The sequence below is a fragment of the Nitratidesulfovibrio liaohensis genome, assembly GCF_011682075.1.
GTDB classification, from domain to species: domain Bacteria; phylum Desulfobacterota; class Desulfovibrionia; order Desulfovibrionales; family Desulfovibrionaceae; genus Cupidesulfovibrio; species Cupidesulfovibrio liaohensis.
Genome location: NZ_VSMK01000397.1, coordinates 1 through 15708 on the forward strand (window position 1 = coordinate 1; position 15708 = coordinate 15708).

At 66.7% G+C, this 15708-nt stretch carries 12 protein-coding genes; all 12 read left to right on the top strand.

Going from position 1 to position 15708, the window contains the following annotated elements; translation table 11 throughout:
• Nucleotides 1-2161, top strand: a 2161-nt coding sequence (locus FVW27_RS12870; protein ID WP_167125718.1) for a homocysteine S-methyltransferase family protein, incomplete at its 5' end; no start/stop codon positions are given.
• A gap of 216 nt (nt 2162-2377) precedes the next feature.
• Complete coding sequence (locus FVW27_RS12875) at nt 2378-2863, top strand: TlpA family protein disulfide reductase (protein WP_167125720.1); 486 nt, start codon at nt 2378-2380, stop codon at nt 2861-2863.
• Entirely contained in the window at nt 2864-3331 is a 468-nt protein-coding gene (locus FVW27_RS12880) for an N-acetyltransferase (protein ID WP_167125722.1), read from the top strand.
• Between the two features lie 158 nt (nt 3332-3489).
• Nucleotides 3490-4029 carry a hypoxanthine phosphoribosyltransferase gene (gene hpt / locus FVW27_RS12885; protein ID WP_167125724.1) on the top strand — a complete coding sequence of 180 codons (540 nt, stop codon included), beginning with the start codon at nt 3490-3492 and terminating at the stop codon, nt 4027-4029.
• Between the two features lie 69 nt (nt 4030-4098).
• On the top strand, nt 4099-5082 hold the full coding sequence (locus tag FVW27_RS12890) for a DUF3426 domain-containing protein (protein ID WP_167125726.1): 984 nt from the start codon (nt 4099-4101) through the stop codon (nt 5080-5082).
• Nucleotides 5083-5091: 9 nt separating this feature from the next.
• Nucleotides 5092-6570 (top strand): DNA repair protein RadA, encoded by a 1479-nt coding sequence (radA, locus tag FVW27_RS12895; protein ID WP_167125728.1) that lies wholly within the window; start codon nt 5092-5094, stop codon nt 6568-6570.
• A gap of 488 nt (nt 6571-7058) precedes the next feature.
• Nucleotides 7059-9164 carry a methyl-accepting chemotaxis protein gene (locus tag FVW27_RS12900; protein ID WP_167125730.1) on the top strand — a complete coding sequence of 702 codons (2106 nt, stop codon included), beginning with the start codon at nt 7059-7061 and terminating at the stop codon, nt 9162-9164.
• A gap of 339 nt (nt 9165-9503) precedes the next feature.
• The gene (locus FVW27_RS12905; RefSeq protein ID WP_167125732.1) at nt 9504-11309 is read left to right on the top strand and encodes a methyl-accepting chemotaxis protein; all 1806 of its coding nucleotides are present in this window, start codon (nt 9504-9506) and stop codon (nt 11307-11309) included.
• Between the two features lie 185 nt (nt 11310-11494).
• The gene (locus FVW27_RS12910) at nt 11495-11857 is read left to right on the top strand and encodes a response regulator (RefSeq protein ID WP_012611617.1); all 363 of its coding nucleotides are present in this window, start codon (nt 11495-11497) and stop codon (nt 11855-11857) included.
• Between the two features lie 322 nt (nt 11858-12179).
• Complete coding sequence (locus FVW27_RS12915) at nt 12180-14354, top strand: chemotaxis protein CheA (RefSeq protein ID WP_167125734.1); 2175 nt, start codon at nt 12180-12182, stop codon at nt 14352-14354.
• On the top strand, nt 14351-15238 hold the full coding sequence (locus FVW27_RS12920) for a CheR family methyltransferase (RefSeq protein ID WP_167125736.1): 888 nt from the start codon (nt 14351-14353) through the stop codon (nt 15236-15238). Before FVW27_RS12915 ends, FVW27_RS12920 begins: the two co-directional genes overlap by 4 nt.
• A partial coding sequence (locus FVW27_RS12925; RefSeq protein ID WP_167125738.1) for a response regulator occupies nt 15235-15708 on the top strand: 474 nt, incomplete at its 3' end. The genes FVW27_RS12920 and FVW27_RS12925, both read left to right, overlap by 4 nt.

A 15708-nucleotide genomic window follows, 5' to 3' on the forward strand; every position in this document is an offset into this window, starting at 1 on the left:
CGGTGGCCGCGAGGCCTTCGTGGCGGGCAGCGTGGGGCCGTCCGGCCATTTCCTGCGCCCGCTGGGCGACCTGGACCCCGCCGAACTGGTGGCCGCCTTCCGCGCCCAGATCCGGGGGCTGGTGCAGGGCGGGGTGGACCTGATCCTGGCCGAAACGCAGTTCGACCTGGCCGAGGCCCGAGCCATCGTGCTGGCCGTGCGTGCCGAATGCGACCTGCCCGTGGGCGTTTCCATGACCTTCGAGAACGGCGTCAGCCTTACCGGCACGCGGCCCGAAGTGTTCGTGCAGTCCATGCTCAACATGGGCGTGGACCTTGTGGGCACCAATTGCAGTGCCGGGCCGGAACAGATGGTCGAGGTGGTGAACGAACTGCTGGCCCTGTCCGAAGTGTCGGTACTGGTGGAGCCCAACGCCGGCCTGCCCGAACTGGTGGACGGCAAGACCGTGTTCCGCCTGGGGCCGGACGACTTTGCCCGGCACACCGCCCGCTTTGCCGCCGCTGGCGTGCGCATGCTGGGCGGCTGCTGCGGCACCACGCCCGCTCACATAGCAGCCCTGCGCTCCGCGCTGGGCAATCTTTCGGGCGGCCTCGAGCCCGACCCGGCCCGGCGCGACGGCATCGTGCTGACTACCCGCGCCCAGGCCGTGCACATCGGGGCGGGCAGCCCCATCCGCATAATTGGCGAGCGCATCAACCCCACCGGCAAGAAGTTGCTGACGGCGGAACTGCAGGCGGGCGAATTCGCCCAGGCCCTGCGTTTTGCCGACGAACAGGTGGAGGCGGGCGCGCCACTGCTGGACGTGAACGTGGGCGCGCCCATGGTGGACGAGGCGGTGCTGCTGCCCGCGCTGGTGGAACGCCTGGTGGCCCGCCATTCGCTGCCGCTGTCGCTGGATTCGTCCAACGCCGACGCCATTGCCGCAGCGCTGCCGTTCCATCCCGGCTCGCCACTGGTCAACTCCATCAGCGGCGAACCCGGCCGCATGGAGCACCTGGGCCCGCTGTGCCGCGACCACGGCGCGCCGTTCATCCTGCTGCCGCTCAAGGGGCGCAAGCTGCCGGTGACGGCGGCGGAACGCATTGCCATCATCGAGGAACTGCTGCAACAGGCCGACAGCCTGCGCATTCCGCGCCGCCTGATCATGGTGGACGTGCTGGCCCTGGCCGTGTCGTCCAAGGCAGAGGCCGCGCGCCACTGTCTGGATACCATCCGCTGGTGCGCGGCGCAGGGGCTGCCCACCACCATCGGGCTGTCCAACATCTCGTTCGGCCTGCCCGCGCGCGAACTGCTGAACTCCACCTTTCTGGCCATGGCGGCGGGCGCAGGGCTTTCCTCGTGCATCGCCCACCCCGGCAACGCGCGCATCCGCGAGGCGGTGGCCGCTTCCAGCGTGCTGCTGGGGCTGGACGCCAATGCCGAGTCGTTCATCGAAGGCTATTCCGGCTGGACGCCGGGCGGCGACGCCACCGGTGCCATGTCCGCTGGCGGTACCGGCGGGGCTGGTGGAACTGGCGGCGGCGTGAAGGCCAAGGCCGCCACCCTGGAAGAAGCCGTCATCCGGGGCGACCGCGACGGCGCGCTGGCCCTGGTGGAACGCGCCCTGTCCGAAGGGGCCGACCCGTTCTCGCTGGTGCAGGAAAAGCTTATCCCCGGCATCACCGAGGTGGGCCGCCGCTACGAGCGGCGTGAATACTTCCTGCCACAACTGATCCGCTCGGCAGAAACCATGCAGCATGCCTTCCGCAAACTTCAACCGTTGCTTGAAGCCCAGCGGGGGCAGGAAACCCGCCCGGTGATCATCATGGCCACGGTGGAGGGCGACATCCACGACATCGGCAAGAATATCGTCACGCTGATGCTGGGCAACCACGGCTTCGACGTGGTGGACCTGGGCAAGGACGTGAAGGCCGCCGACATCGTGGAGGCTGCGGAGCGCCACGGGGCGCGGGTGATCGGGCTTTCGGCCCTGATGACCACCACCATGGTGCGCATGGAAGACACCGTGCGCCTGGTGCGCGAACGCGGCCTGCCCGTCAAGGTCATGGTGGGCGGCGCGGTGGTTACCCCCGCCTATGCCGAGGCCATCGGCGCGGACGGCTATTCCGCCGACGCCGTGGAAGCCGTGCGGGTGGCCAAGGAGTTGCTGGCGGTGCAGTAACCGCTGGCGTAACAGTGTCCTTTCGCCTGGCGGGTTGCCATTCCGGCGTCCGCCTTCTCTCTTGCCTTGCGCATGGTCGCCATGGCCGCGCCGGTTGCCCCGGCGCGCGTTCGGCGGTAAGAATGCGCTCCGCCTGCGTGGCGGACCCCGGAACGGCCGAGGGCAACAGCCCGTGGATTCCGGGCGCAGTGGCTTTATCCCATCGGAGGCTTGTACATGAAACGCCTGACATCGCTCATGCTTCTTCCGCTGCTGCTCGTCGCCCTGCTCGTCGCCCTGTCCGGCGCGGCTGTGGCCGCCCCGGCGGTGGAAGAGATGGGCTCCGGCGAATTGCTGCGCCGTGTCACCGCCGCCAAGGGCAAGGTGGTCATCGTCAATTTCTTTGCCTCGTGGTGCCCGCCGTGCCTGGAGGAAATCCCCGGCCTGATCAACGTGCGGGCCCGGTATTCCGAAGACAAGGTGGCCCTGTACGGCATTTCCCTGGACGACAACCCCCAGCAGCTGGCGGCCTTCATGTCCCGCACGCCGTTCAACTATCCGGTGTGGAAAGGCAAGGAGGAGTTGCAGCGGTTCTTCAACGTGTCCTCCATCCCGCAACTGCTGGTCTACGACCGGCAGGGCAAGCTGGTGGCCAACCATGTGGGTCTTGTCGAGGCCGACGAACTGGGCAAGTTCGTGGACACCCTGCTGGGGAGCAACTAGATGGGCCAGCCGTACATCCGCAAGGCCCGCGTGCAGGACGTCAAGGCCATCCACGGCCTGCTCATGCACACCTCCGGCCAGGGGCTGCTGCTGCCGCGTTCGCTGAACCAGCTGTACAGCCACCTGCGCGACTTTCTGGTTCTCGACCCCGACGATGGCGGCCCGCTGGTGGGCTGCTGCGCCCTGTCCATCGCCTGGGACGACATCGCCGAGGTGCGTTCGCTGGTGCTGGCCGACGATCTGCGCGGCAAGGGCTGGGGACGCAAGCTGGTGGATGCCTGTCTGAGCGATGCCGTGACCCTGGGCATCTTCCGGGTGTTCGCGCTGACCTACCAGGTGGAATTCTTTCTGAGGATGGGTTTCCGGGTGGTGGAAAAGGACGTGCTGCCCCAGAAGATCTGGGCGGACTGCATCCACTGTCCCAAGTTCCCCGACTGCGACGAGACGGCGGTACTGCTGGAAATGTAGCGGACGGCGTGTCGCGTGCCGTCCGGTGCGCGTGCCGCGATGTTGCTCCATCAGGCGCTGCTTGTGCCTGCACATGACAACCCCACGGGTCGGGCATGCCGCGCACTGCGCGGTGTATCCGACACCCTGCGATACACGGGCCCGGAGGCCGGACGACAATGAAGATCAAGGACCTGAAGGTAGTGTATGACGCGCAGGCCATTGCCGCGCGCGTGGCCGAGATGGGCCAGGAGATCAATCGCCTGTATGCGGGCGAGGAACTGGTGGTGGTCTGCGTGCTGAAGGGCGCGTTCATGTTCTTTGCCGACCTGGTGCGGCATCTGGACATGCGCCCGGAACTCGACTTCGTGCGCGTGGCCAGCTACGGCTCGTCCACCGCCACCTGCGGCACCGTCAGCTTCACCAAGGACGTGGAAGTGCCCTTGCAGGGCAAGCACGTGTTGCTGGTGGAAGACATAGTGGACACCGGCCACACCGTGGACTTTCTGTTTCGCCAGCTTGCGGCGCGCGGCGCAAAAAGCCTGCGCCTGGCCGCGCTGGTGGACAAGCAGGAGCGCCGTGCCGTGCCCGTGCGCGTGGATTTCGCGGGGTTTGCGTTGCCCGGTGGCTTCATTGTAGGGTATGGCCTCGACTATGCCGAACGGTATCGCGAACTTCCCGGTATCTACGAAGCCGCCATCGAACCCGAGGGTGCGTAGGGTGGGCCACGCCGCCAGCCTGTCATCGCGCCCCGGCCATTCGCCGAGACCCCCTGTCCGAGGTGCCCGATGATCGTCATTTGCCCCAGTTGCTCTACCAAATACAATCTGCCCGACGATCGTGCCCGCCCCGGTGCGAAGCTGAAATGCACGCTGTGCAAGTCTGTCTTTCCCATCGAATCGGCCACGCCGCCTGCCGCTGGTGCGCCCGACTTCGATGCCGTCATGGGCGGACTTGGAACGGGCGGATTCGGGATGGGCGGGCCGGATGACGCCGCTGCGGGCACGTCCGGTGCTGCTTCCGGTACCGTGTCGGCCAACGGGGCGGAACTGGACCATGGCCCCTTCGACGTTGCCCCCAACCCGGAGGCGGATCTTGATGCCGCCGCGCGCGCCAAGGTGCAGGCCGATGTCCGCAAGCGCAGCGGTGCAGACGACGGGCCGGACGTCAGCGACATCATCGGCGCCATGAAGGGCTACAACCTGGACGACGCCCCGCCCGCCACCCCGCCCAGAAAGTACGGCTGGCCGGTCATTGCCGGGTTCGTGGCCGTGCTGCTGTGCGTGGCCGTGGGGGTCACCCTGCGCTTCACCGGCATGTGGCCCGGAGAAAAGGCGGCGGAAACGCCCCCGCCCGTGGTCAACGGCACCGAGCAGATCAAGAACATCGCCTTGCGCAACTACCGCCAGTACTACGTGAACAACGAAAAGGTGGGCCAGGTCGCGGTAATCGAGGGCAAGGTGGTGAACAACTTTTCCTCGCCGCGCGAACTGATCAAGATCGAGGCCTCGCTGTACGATGCCGCAGGCGCCGCCGTGGTCACCAAGCAGCAACTGTGCGGCGTCACCGTGTCGCTGTTCCAGTTGCAGGTGCTGGGCGAGCAGGAGCTGGAAACGGCCCTCAACAACAAGATCGAGATACTCACCAACAACACCAACGTGCCCCCCGGCGGCGAAGTGCCGTTCATGGTGGTGTTCTACAACCCGCCCGCCTCCGTGGCCGAGTTCGGCGTCAAGGTGGTGGAGGCGCGCACCCCGCCCGAAAGCAAGTAGCGTGCGCCCGTGAAACTGCGCGAAACCTACGTCTGCACCGCCTGCGGGGCGCGCGCACCGCAATGGCGCGGCCAGTGCCCCGCCTGCAAGGAATGGAACACCCTTGAACTGACCGTGGCCCCGCGCGAGGGCAAGGCCGGGGCGCGCCCCGGTGCGTCGTCCGTTGGTCCGCAGGGCAGGGCGCAGGCGCTGAAGGACGTGGCCGACCATGGTGCCGAGCCTTTCGGCAGCGGGCTGGACGCGCTGGACCGCGTGCTGGGCAAGGGCCTTGTGCCGGGCGCGGCCATCCTTGTGGGGGGCGAGCCGGGCATCGGCAAGTCCACGCTGCTGCTGCAGGTGGCCGGGGCCGTGGCCGCCGCCGGGCGCGGCGTGCTGTATCTTTCGGGCGAGGAATCGCTGCCCCAGTTGAAGGCCCGCGCCGCCCGCCTTGGCGTGCTGCATGACGAACTGATGGCCGTGGCCACCACCCGGCTGGACGACGTGCTGCCCCACCTTGAAGGCCCCGAAGCCCCCGCGCTGCTCATCGTCGATTCCGTGCAGACCGTCAGTTCCGACAGGGCGGAAGGGCTGCCCGGCAACGTCAGCCAGGTGCGCGCGGTGTCCACGGAAATCGTGGAGGCCTGCAAGCGCAGCGGCACCACCGTGCTGCTGGTGGGGCACGTGACCAAGGACGGCGCGCTGGCCGGGCCGCGCCTGCTGGAGCATCTGGTGGACACGGTCATTTCCATCGAAGGTGACCGGCGGCAGATGTTCCGCCTGCTGCGGGTGCTCAAGAACCGCTTCGGCCCCAACCAGGAATTGCTGGTCTTCCGCATGGTGGAGCAGGGCATGGAAGTGGTGGAAGATCCTTCCACCTTCTTCCTGGGCGCACGCGACCCGGCCCTGTCGGGCACCGCGCTGGTCATGGCCGTGGACGGGCAGCGCCCCCTGGCGGTGGAGGTGCAGGCTCTGGTAACCCGCAGCTACCTGGCCATCCCGCGTCGTACCGGGCTGGGGTTTGACGTGAACCGCCTGCACCTGCTGCTGGCGGTGCTGGAAAAGCGCCTGCGCCTCAACTTCGGGCAGGTGGACATCTACGCCAAGATCGGCGGCGGCATGAAGTTGCAGGATCCCGGCATGGATCTGGGGCTGGTGGCTGCCGTGCTGTCGTCGTTCTACGACCTGCCCCTGCCGGAGCGGGCGGTGTTCTGGGGCGAGGTAGATCTCAACGGCCAGGTTCGCCCGGTGGCGGCCCATTCCATCCGCCGCGACCAGGCCCGCAGGCTTGGCTATACCCCCATTCTCCACCCCGCCGACGATGCCGCGCGCGGCGTGCCCACCGTGGCCGCCTTGCAGGATGCGCTGTTTCGGCGTGCCCGGCGCCCGGCGTACGCCGACCCGGCTGGTAATGCCCCCCGCGCGCAGGGGGGGGGCACCCCCTCTGGTTTCGGCGCTGCTGCCGACGCCGCCGATTCCGGCTCCGGAGACGAGGGCGAATACGACGCCTAGTTACGGCGGCAAGGCACCTTCCCTTGCCATCGCGGGCCGTTCGTGACGGCTGTTTTTTTTGCCGCCTTCCTCGTCCCTCTCGGTTTCTTCTTCCCCATCTGTATCCAGCGTTCTCCACTGACATCGCGGCACTCCGGCATGGCGGACCGTTGCGGTGCTGCCGTCGTTTCTCCCCTGTGTTTCGACATTTCCTGCCGATATGCAGAGAGTGCCCGTGCGCCATTCACGCCATACAGGCTGGCCGACAGGCCGTTCCGTGGCCGGCACTGGTCTGGTTGCGGCCTGGTTCCAGCCCATTGTCCTTCATGGCATCCGGACCCGAGCCGACGCAGGGCGGGTGCGGGCCGGGTCCTGCCCGGCGCGGACCAGGCCTGGAGCGACCTTGGGCCTTCGCATGATAATCTGGCAATCCCGCTTGCTTGCGCCGGGTAACACGGTACATTCGGCTTTACTCGCCGGCACAACATCACCCCCACCCGGAGACTGCCATGGAAAACCCGCGCCTGCCGTTCCCCCGCATCCCCGCCGCCCTTGGTACCGTACTGAGCCTGCTTGCCGCCGGTCTTGCATTGCCCGGCGGCATCACGTGGTCCATCATCGCCTTGTGCTGCGGTCTGACGCTCACCGTAGCGGCCGTGGCGTTCGACCTGCGGGCCAACGCTTCCGCGCTGGAACGGCTGAGGGCAGACTTGGCCGCACAGGGGCCCGTGCGGGTAAGGGACGGTCTGCGCGCACGGGGTATGCCTCCCCACCCGGCGTTGGAAACCGCCGCGCGGCTGGAGGCGGATACCACCCAACTGCACACGGCTTTCGACGTCATGACTGCCCCGGTACTGCTGCTGGATGCTTCGGGCCGCATCGCCAGGGCCAGTAAGGGCGTGGTCACGCTGGCGGGCCTTCCAGAGGAACGGATGGTCGGGCGCACCATGGCGGAAGCCCTTGCGGGAGGCGGGAGCGGCAACGGTTCCACCAAGGCCGCGCTGGATTTCATGCCCGTGCTGCCCACCACTTCCATGCACCGAGACGTGGAACTGGCCACTCTGTCCGGGGTGCACCTGTCGTTGCAGGCGCATTCCGAAGCTTTGGTCGATGCCGAAGGCACCTTGACCGGCGCGGTGGTTGCCCTGTTCGATCACAGCGATGCCCGCCGTGAATGTTCCGCCCTGGAACTGCGCCAGCAGGAACTGCTGGCCACGGGTGCCGACATCAGTGGGCTTGCCCAGCGGGTGGCGTCCGCCTCTGAAGAGCTTTCCGCCTCGTCCGACGAGCAGGCGCGGGGCGCATTGCGCCAGAAGGAACAGTCCGCCTCGGTGGCCACGGCCATGGAGCAGATGCGCAACACCGTGCTGGAGGTGGCCCGCAACGCGTCGGCCACGTCCGATGCCGCACAAGGTGCCCGCGACGACGCCGCTGCGGGGGCGGCACTGGTGCAGCGTGCCGTGGGGGGCATCAACGCCGTGGCAGAGTCCGCCGAACGGTTGGCGGCTGAACTGAATCAACTGGACGGACAGGCAGGCGAGATCGGTCGCATCATCGGGGTCATCAACGATATCGCCGACCAGACCAACCTGCTGGCGCTGAACGCCGCCATCGAGGCTGCGCGCGCGGGGGATGCCGGGCGCGGTTTTGCCGTGGTGGCCGACGAGGTGCGCAAGCTGGCCGAAAAGACCATGTCCGCCACCAAGGAAGTGGAACAGACCGTGCGCACCATCCAGCAGCGTTCGCACGACGCCATGCAGTCCATGCAGGTGACGGGCGGCCAGGTGACGGAGAGCACGCGCCTTTCCAACGAGGCCGGGCAGGCCATCAGCCGCATTACCGTGCGCATACAGGACATGGTGGAGCGTGTGGCCCAGATCGCCACCGCGGCGGAACAGCAGTCCGCCTCGGCGGAGGAGGTCACCGGCGCCGTGGAGGCCATCGCCACCGTGGCGGGTGAATCGGAAACCGGGGCGGTGCAGGCCTCGGCGGCAACGCGTGACCTGGCCGGACTTTCGCAGGAACTGCTGACCCTGGCCGTGCGTTTCAGCGAGGCCAAGGTGGACGCCACCAAGCTGTGGAAGTCGCAGGGGCAGATGCGCGGGGTGCTGCCCAAACTGATGCAGGAATTCGCCGTGGGCAACTACGGGCGCGACGTGGTGGCCAAGATGCTGGGAGCCATGGGCAACCCGGTGTTCCTGGCAACCGCCAACTATCCGGACCAGGTGCTGAAGCAGATGGCCCATGAGCTTTCGCGCATCACCGGCGATTCGACCAGGGAAGTGTTCCGCAAGCTTGGGCGGTACACCATGGATGGATTCTACCGGATGTACCGCCGCTATTTCAAGACCAACGACCTGAAGGAACTGTACCTGGGCATGGATGCACTGCACAAGCAACTCACCAAGGACTATCCCGGCATCAACCCACCAGCGTTCACCTATGAGGACAAGGGTAACACTCTCGTGATGACCTATCGCTCCTCCCGCGCGCTGTTCGAGTACTTCGAGGGAATCATCCTTGGCGCGGCCGACTTCATGAAGCGGAAGGTGGACGTCAGGCTGACCCCGCAGAGTGAACATGTGGCACGGGCGGAAATCCGCTTTCTGGACTGACCGTGCAATGCCATTTGCGGAAAGGGGCGTTTTAGCGAGGGACCGCCCCTATTTTATACTTTAAACCCGATGGGTGGTGCGTTACCATACCTTTACTGATGCCCGTGTCGTGCTGACGGGCCGGGCGCCGGACGGCACGACAGCGCCGGACTGGAGGAATCCGGTCGCCGGGCGGAGGACGGGCCAGCGCGTCAGGCTGTACGGCTGGGCGGGGCAGGGGTTCGTGGCATGGCCCGGATACTCTGAGGCACTCTGGACAAGATATTCTGGCGCGGCTGGCATGATGCCGCGACTGTCTGGGCATCGCGGGGATGCACAACCACTGGAGACGGGACGCAGATGCAGGAATACACGGCGCTGGCGCGCGAGGTGCGGGAGCGGCTTGGGCGTGTGGGCAGCGGGCTTGCCTTGCTGGTGCAGCAGCGCGAAGACGATTTTCTTGCCCTTGGCGCGGAACTGCAGGACGTGGCCATGCGGGTGCAGGACATCGCCGCTGACAGCCAGAAGCTGAACCACATCGCCTCGGGCGACACCGTGCGCCACATTCTGGAAGAGCTGGTGGCGGAACTGGACGCCATGCAGACCCTTTGCCACGTGGATGATGATGCCACAGACATCGCCATGCTGGCCCGTGCCCGCAGCCTGGTGCACGAACTTTCCAAATCCATACGCGACTACGCCCGCGTGGTGCGCACCCTGCAAATGCTGGGCATTTCCACGCGCATCGAAAGCGCCCGCCTGGGCTCCGACGGGCGCGGTTTCAGCACCCTTGCCGACGACGTGGAAAAGCTGGGCTACAAGATCGTCGAATATTCCGACCGCATCACGCAGCAGGCCAAGACGCTGGACTCCCTGGCCGAAAAGGCGGAGGCCAGCACCCGCGAGATGCACGAGATGCAGCGCGAATGCGCCTATTCCGTGTTCGGCTCGATCCGCGACAACATGGACACCCTGCACGAGGTTGCCGAGAGCAGCCGCAAGGCCTCGGAAGAAGTGCGCGGACACACTGCGGACATTGCCGCCTCCGTGGGACGCATCATCGGTTCCCTGCAGTTTCACGACATCGTGCGTCAGCAGGTGGAACACGTGGAGGAGGCCCTGGCCGACGCCCGCGCGGGTCTGGAAGATTCCTCCGTCAATTCTTCTGAAGCCCCTGCTGCAGACGAGATCCTGGCCGTGGAACTGGCCGTGGCCGCCGACATCTGCGCCCTGCAACAGGCCCAGCTTGATAACGCCAGGGGCAGTTTTTCCGATGCCGTTTCCATCTTGCGGCGCGAGTTGACGGCCATTGCCGCCAGCGTGCGCGGGGTGGGGCAGCGCACCGGAGGCTTTTCCGACGAATCGTGCCTGGGCGAAGATTGCGGCGGCACTGCCGTGCTCGACCACATGGAGCGCAGCGTGGCGGAAATCGTCACGCGCATGCTGACCCTGGCAGAACAGGGCGAGCGCATGGGCCACGTCATGGTCGAGGTGGCCGAGATGGTTGCCCAGATGAGTGCTTTCCTTGAAGATATAGAAGACGTTGGCGACGAGATAGAGCTTATCGCACTCAACGCCAGCATCCGCGCCGCCCATACCGGCGAAAAGGGCAAGGCCCTGGGGGTTCTGGCCTCGTCCATCCAGCGGCTGTCGCAGGACGCGGGCGAAAGCACCATGGCCTTGGCGACCCTGCTGCGCGAAGTGGACGGTGTGGCCGGGCAGCTCAAGACCTACGCCACCGCCTACCTCGACTCCTCGCGGGTGTCCGAGATTTCAGCCGAACTGGAAGGGCTTACCCACGGCCTGCGCGAGGTGAACGGCGAGGCCGCTCGTCTGTTCGCCAGGGTGGGCCTGGCCTGCGCGGAACTGGCCGCCGGGGTGGACCACGCCGTGAAGGGGCTGGATTTCGACGCCCAGGTGGTGGCCGGGCTTTCCGATGCCTCCGGCGACATGGGCGAGATGGCGGCATCGCTGCGGGAACGGGTGCCCGCCTCGGCGCGGGCGGCTGCATCGCAGCGTCTGGCTGCCATGCGTGACCGCTATACCATGGAGCAGGAACGGGTGCTGCACGGTCGCGTGCTGGGCGGCGGCCATGCGGCGCAGGCTGTTGCCGATCCGGCTGACGGTAGCGGGGACGGCTACGGCGACAACGTGGAACTTTTCTGAATACGCGGCATCGCGGCCCCCTCCGTGATGCCCGCCGGGTGCCTGACTGGACTCGTTGGCTCAACCGGGCCCTGCGGCCCAGTCTGTTTGACAGAAGCGACAGGCCGACAACGGCCAAGGGATGCCGCCGTCAGCCCAGCCCGGCGCTGAACCGCCAACTCCGAACTTTCGCGCACGAGGGACACATGAGCAAGCTCATCATGACGGTGGACGATTCGGCGAGCATCCGGCAGATGGTAGGCTTCACCCTGCGCAACGCAGGGTATGAAGTCATCGAGGCCAAGGACGGCAAGGATGCGGTAAGCAAGCTCTCCGGCCCCATCAAGATGGTGATCACCGACCTGAACATGCCCAACATGGACGGCATAGAACTGATCCGGCAGATTCGCGCCAATCCCGCCTACAAGTTCATCCCCGTCGTCATGCTGACCACCGAATCGCAGGCCACGCGCAAGCAGGAAGGCAAGGCCGCCGGTGCCACGGGGTGGATCGTCAAGCCGTTCCAGCCGGAACAGTTGCTGGCCGTGGTCAAGAAGGTGCTCGGCTAGGCCCGGCTGGCCACATCATGCCCGGTTCACACGGGCCAAGTTTACCGGATTACGGAGTCGGTACGGAATCGGCAGCGGGTGGTGCCCGTGGCCCGGACCTGCCCGGCCCCACGGGTCCGACAATCCGTCCGGGCCTGACAACCAGTTCAGACAGGCCATGCCGCCCGTTCATCCTGACCATCCCGATCCCCCCGATCATCCCGATCGCCAGGGCAGGCCGGACTCTCGGAGCCGGTGAGCGCACTGGATCCGGCGGAAACGGTGAAGTCGGCGGAATCAGCGGGCCCGGCATGGCTGGTCGGGCCGGACAAGGAAGTGCCGCATGCAATCGCAGGAAGACGCAAACAGGGCAGCCTTCATCGAAGAGGCGCAGGACCTGCTGGCGGAGCTGGAAACGGCCCTGCTGGAACTGGAGGCCCAGCCCGATGACCGTGACCTGGTGGCGCGTGTGTTCCGGGCCATGCATACCATCAAGGGCTCAGGGGCCATGTTCGGCTTTGACGACATCGCCCACTTCACCCACGACGTGGAAACTGTGTTCGACCGGGTGCGCAACGGCGAGGTGCCCGTAACCCGCCAGTTGCTGGACCTGACCCTGGCCTCGCGCGACCACATCGCCCGATTGCTGCACTGCGCCGTTTCCGGCGATGCCCCGGACCTGACGCACGCCGCCGCCATCACGGCCTCGTTGCGGGCGCTGGTGCCCGTGGCGACCACAGTGGCCGATGCTACGCCGCACGATGCCGAGAGCGGAGAATGCTCGGCAGAGCCGGAAGCCCCGTGCCCCCCCTGTGCCCGCACCTGGCGGGTGCGCTTTCGCCCCGTTCCGTCGATTCTTTTCAGCGGCGCCAACCCGTTGTCCCTGCTGGACGAACTGCGCGAGCTTGGCGGAGCGCAGGTGTTTCCGCATTTCAGCGAAGTGCCCGGCCTTGACGAGTTGCAGCCCGAACTGTGCCACGTGTGGTGGGATGTGCTGCTTTCCAGCGAGGCGGACGAGGCCGCTCTCCGCGACGTGTTCCTGTTTGTCGAGGATGACGCGGACATCGATATCCGGCTGGTGGACGACGCGCGCATCGTGGATGACGCCGCCTACAAGCGGCTGGGTGAAATCCTGATCGAGCGCGGCGACGTCAGCGCCGACGATCTGCACCGCGTGCTGGACGAGCAGCGCCCCCTGGGCAGGCTGCTGACCGACGCGGGCGTGGTGCCCCCGGAACGGGTGGACGCCGCGCTGGCGGAACAGCAGGCCGTGCGCACCATCCGCCAGTCGCGCGACAAGGAATCGGCCTCGCGCGAAGATTCCGGGGCCAGCATCCGGGTTGCCGCGTCCAAGCTGGACTTTCTGGTGGATCTGGTGGGCGAGTTGGTCATCGTGCAGGCCCAGCTTTCTCAGGCGGCGCATCTGCGCAGCGATCCCGGGCTGCTGGGGCTGGTGGAGGAACTGGAACGGCTGAGCGACGAACTGCGCGACACTACCCTGGGCATCCGCATGCTGCCCATCGGCACCACGTTCAGCAAGTTCCGCCGCCTGGTGCGCGACCTTTCGGCGGAACTGGGCAAGGACGTGGAACTGGTGACCCTGGGCGGCGAGACGGAACTGGACAAGACCGTCATAGAACGCCTGGGCGACCCGCTGGTGCACTGCCTGCGCAACAGCCTGGACCACGGTGTGGAGTCGCCCGACGTGCGCGCCGCCGCGGGCAAGCCGCGTACCGGCACGGTCACCCTTTCGGCGGCCCATGCCGGTGGAGAGGTGCTGATAACCATCGCCGACGACGGTGCGGGCATCAACCCCGTCCGGGTGCTTGAAACGGCCCGCAAGCGCGGCGTCATTGCCCCGGATGTGGAACTGCCCGCGCGCGAGGCCATGGAACTCATCTTCGCTCCCGGCTTTTCCACGGCGGAAAAGGTCACCAACGTTTCCGGCCGGGGGGTGGGCATGGACGTGGTGAAGCGCTCCATAGAGGCGCTGCGCGGCCGCATAGAACTGGACAGCACGGTGGGCAAGGGTACCACCCTGACCATCCGCCTGCCGCTGACCCTGGCCATCATCGACGGCCTGCAAGTGCTGGTGGGCGGCGAATCGTACGTCATTCCGCTGAACCACGTGGAGGAATGCGCGGAACACGCAACGCCCAGTGCGGCTGACGGCAGGCAACGCATCATCAACCTGCGCGGAGAGATCGTGCCCTACATCCGCCTGCGCGAGTTGTTCGCATCGTCCGGTCCCGCGCCTGCCATCGAGCAGGTGGTGGTGGTCGATGCGCAGGGCAGCCGTTTCGGCCTGGTGGTTGACTGCGTGGTGGGCGAGCATCAGACGGTCATCAAGAGCCTGGGGCGCATCTACAAGGACGTGCCGGGCATTTCCGGCGCCACCATCAAGGGGGACGGCAGCATGGCCCTGATCCTGGACGTGCCGGGCCTGGTGCAACTTGCGGCGGACCAGCCCCAGCGCGGGCAGCGCGTTCCTGCGGCGTCGCATGGGGGCGGTGCATGAATTCCAACCGCAGTGACGGCCCGGTTCTGCCTGCAGGCTGCGCCCGCCCTGGCCCCATGTCCCAGAAGCTGTTCGACCGCATGAGCCGCTTCGTTTACGAGCAGGTGGGCATCAAGCTGCCCGGCTCCAAACGGGTGATGCTGGAAGCGCGCCTGCAAAAGCGGCTGCGCGTCCTGGGCATGGCCAGCTATGACCAGTACGTGGATTATCTGTTCACGGAAAAGGGGTTTGACGAGGAACTGCGCAACTTCATCGACGTGGTGACCACCAACACCACGGAATTCTTTCGTGAACCGCGCCATTTCGACTACCTGACCGCCACGTTGCTGCCCGGCTGGACGGCAGAGGCGGTGCGGCTGCGCGCCCAGCGCCCCCTGCGGGTATGGAGCGCGGGCTGTTCCATCGGCATGGAGCCTTACACCCTGGCCATGGTGCTGCGCGACTACCAGGAACGCACCCCCGGCTTCAGCTTTTCCATCCTGGCCACGGACATTTCCTCGCGGGCCCTGCAGCAGGCAGTGCGCGCCGTGTACGATGAGGAACGGGTGCACAACGTGCCGGACCAGTTCCGCAAACGCTACCTGCTGCGCAGCCGCGACCGCTCGCGCCGCCTGGTGCGCATCGGGCCGGAGTTGCGCTCCGCCGTGCGCTTCGAGCGGTTGAACTTCATGGATCCCTTCAGCTTTTCCGAGCCCATGGACATCATTTTCTGTCGCAACGTGATCATCTATTTCGACAAGCCCACGCAGGAAGGGCTGTTCAGCCGGTTCAGCCAGTGCCTGCGCCCCGACGGGCACCTGTTCATCGGCCACTCCGAAAGTCTTACCGGCATGGCGCTGCCGCTTGAACAGGTGGCGCCCACCGTCTACCGGAGGACGCGATGACCGCCCGCCGTATCAAGGTTCTGGTGGTGGACGATTCAGCCCTGGTCCGCCAGACTCTGGCCGACATCGTCACCAGCGACGAGGAACTGGAACTCATCGGCACCGCCTCCGACCCCTTCGTGGCGGCCAAGCGCATGGAAACGGTGGCTCCGGACGTGATCCTGCTGGACGTGGAGATGCCGCGCATGGACGGCATCACCTTCCTGCGCAAGATCATGACCCAGCACCCCATTCCGGTGGTGATCTGCTCGTCGGTGACGGAGCAGGGGGCCGAGGCCACCTTCAAGGCCATGGAATACGGCGCGGTGGAGGTCATCCAGAAGCCGCGCATGGGCACCAAGCGCTTTCTGGAGGAATCCAGCATCCGCATCTGCGACGCGCTGAAGGCCGCCGCCCGCGCCCGGCTGCGCAAGCTCAGCCCCCTGGCCGCCGGGGTGCCGCCCAAGCTTTCCGCCGATGCGGTGCTGCCC

What these genes read in the sequence shown, in the direction of transcription:
- FVW27_RS12875 (WP_167125720.1), top strand. Translation starts at nt 2,378, where the DNA reads ATGAAACGCCTGACATCGCTCATGCTTCTTCCGCTGCTGCTCGTCGCC.
- FVW27_RS12880 (WP_167125722.1), top strand. Translation starts at nt 2,864, where the DNA reads ATGGGCCAGCCGTACATCCGCAAGGCCCGCGTGCAGGACGTCAAGGCC.
- hpt (WP_167125724.1), top strand. Translation starts at nt 3,490, where the DNA reads ATGAAGATCAAGGACCTGAAGGTAGTGTATGACGCGCAGGCCATTGCC.
- FVW27_RS12890 (WP_167125726.1), top strand. Translation starts at nt 4,099, where the DNA reads ATGATCGTCATTTGCCCCAGTTGCTCTACCAAATACAATCTGCCCGAC.
- FVW27_RS12900 (WP_167125730.1), top strand. Translation starts at nt 7,059, where the DNA reads ATGGAAAACCCGCGCCTGCCGTTCCCCCGCATCCCCGCCGCCCTTGGT.
- FVW27_RS12905 (WP_167125732.1), top strand. Translation starts at nt 9,504, where the DNA reads ATGCAGGAATACACGGCGCTGGCGCGCGAGGTGCGGGAGCGGCTTGGG.
- FVW27_RS12910 (WP_012611617.1), top strand. Translation starts at nt 11,495, where the DNA reads ATGAGCAAGCTCATCATGACGGTGGACGATTCGGCGAGCATCCGGCAG.
- FVW27_RS12915 (WP_167125734.1), top strand. Translation starts at nt 12,180, where the DNA reads ATGCAATCGCAGGAAGACGCAAACAGGGCAGCCTTCATCGAAGAGGCG.
- FVW27_RS12920 (WP_167125736.1), top strand. Translation starts at nt 14,351, where the DNA reads ATGAATTCCAACCGCAGTGACGGCCCGGTTCTGCCTGCAGGCTGCGCC.